A 1,121-nucleotide genomic window follows, 5' to 3' on the forward strand; every position below is an offset into this window, starting at 1 on the left:
AATCGTCACTGGTTTTGCTAAAAATTTGTGATGTAAAATCAAAATATATTTATTTGGCTCTCATTTGCGTTTTAAGAGCTGACATAAATTTCTAGGTAATTAATGTAATTAATATACTATAAATTGGATTTAATGCTTTGAAATCCAATTTAAAATTGAAATTAAGATCATTTTATTATTACGAGTAATTTACTTTCAGTATGAAAGCTTTTTGGGTGTCCAATTTGTCTATAGGCACTACATAAAAAGAAACCATAATTAAACAGAGTTTAACTATGATAGTCACGAAAAAATAGTTGGTGTTTTAAATTTTGAAGTTAATAAAGCAATAACTTCGGATGAAATTTTTGTAACACTTTTGTAATAATGGATGTTTTTTCGTAATATGTATGTAATAATAATAGATGAATTAAAAATAATTAGGAGGGTTTTTTATGAAGAAATTTTCTAAAATTGTTCTAGCTAGTGGTATTGTTTTGGGTTTCTCTGTAACGCCCGAACTATTTAATGCAACGGAAGTACAGGCACAAGAGACTATTGAACCTTATTATAATTATGATGGTTATACTGCGTATCAAAGTGGATTTATATTAGACAAAAACTTCAAAGAGTCATTGAAATACGATAATTTTACTATCAACGGCTATCAAATAGCAAAGAATCCAACCGGTGACAATCGAATAAATTTATACGATCAAACACTTTATAGTGTATCTGAGAATAAAGCTAATGGTGTTTTCTTCTCTCTCGATGGAAAATCTATTAATAAAAATACTTTAATTCAAAATTATGGTCAACCAAATTCTTACTCTCCTACTTCAGCATGGGGTGAAGTATATAAGTATAAAATTGGTAATAAAGATGTTCACTTTTATGTTGATAGAAATGGATATGTGATTAAAGGTCAAATTATGAGTGAATAAGACATTTTAGGTATAAAACGTGAGGTAAGTTGCAAGTTCTCTTACTTCACGTTTTTTATTTAAAGTGAATAAAAATAAATAATAGGACACGCATTTATGCCGAGAAAATTTATTGATCGTTGAGAAGAATCCTTAACTAAACTTGCAGACGAATGTCGGCATATCGTGAGCTATTAAGCCGACCATTCGACAAGTTTT

Annotated in this window: 1 protein-coding gene; it reads left to right on the forward strand. The window is 28.5% G+C overall.

Translation table 11 applies throughout. From position 1 onward, the window contains the following. The first annotated feature begins 434 nt into the window (after positions 1–434). Positions 435–923, forward strand: coding sequence for an immunodominant staphylococcal antigen IsaB family protein (locus HMPREF2846_RS01560; RefSeq protein ID WP_048665617.1), 489 nt, complete (start codon positions 435–437; stop codon positions 921–923). The last annotated feature ends 198 nt before the right edge of the window (positions 924–1,121 follow it).

The sequence above is a fragment of the Staphylococcus sp. HMSC056G08 genome (assembly GCF_001812305.1).
In the GTDB taxonomy this organism is placed as follows: domain Bacteria; phylum Bacillota; class Bacilli; order Staphylococcales; family Staphylococcaceae; genus Staphylococcus; species Staphylococcus simulans.

Coding starts and splice junctions, on each gene's coding strand:
- HMPREF2846_RS01560 (WP_048665617.1), top strand. CDS start 435: ATGAAGAAATTTTCTAAAATTGTTCTAGCTAGTGGTATTGTTTTGGGT.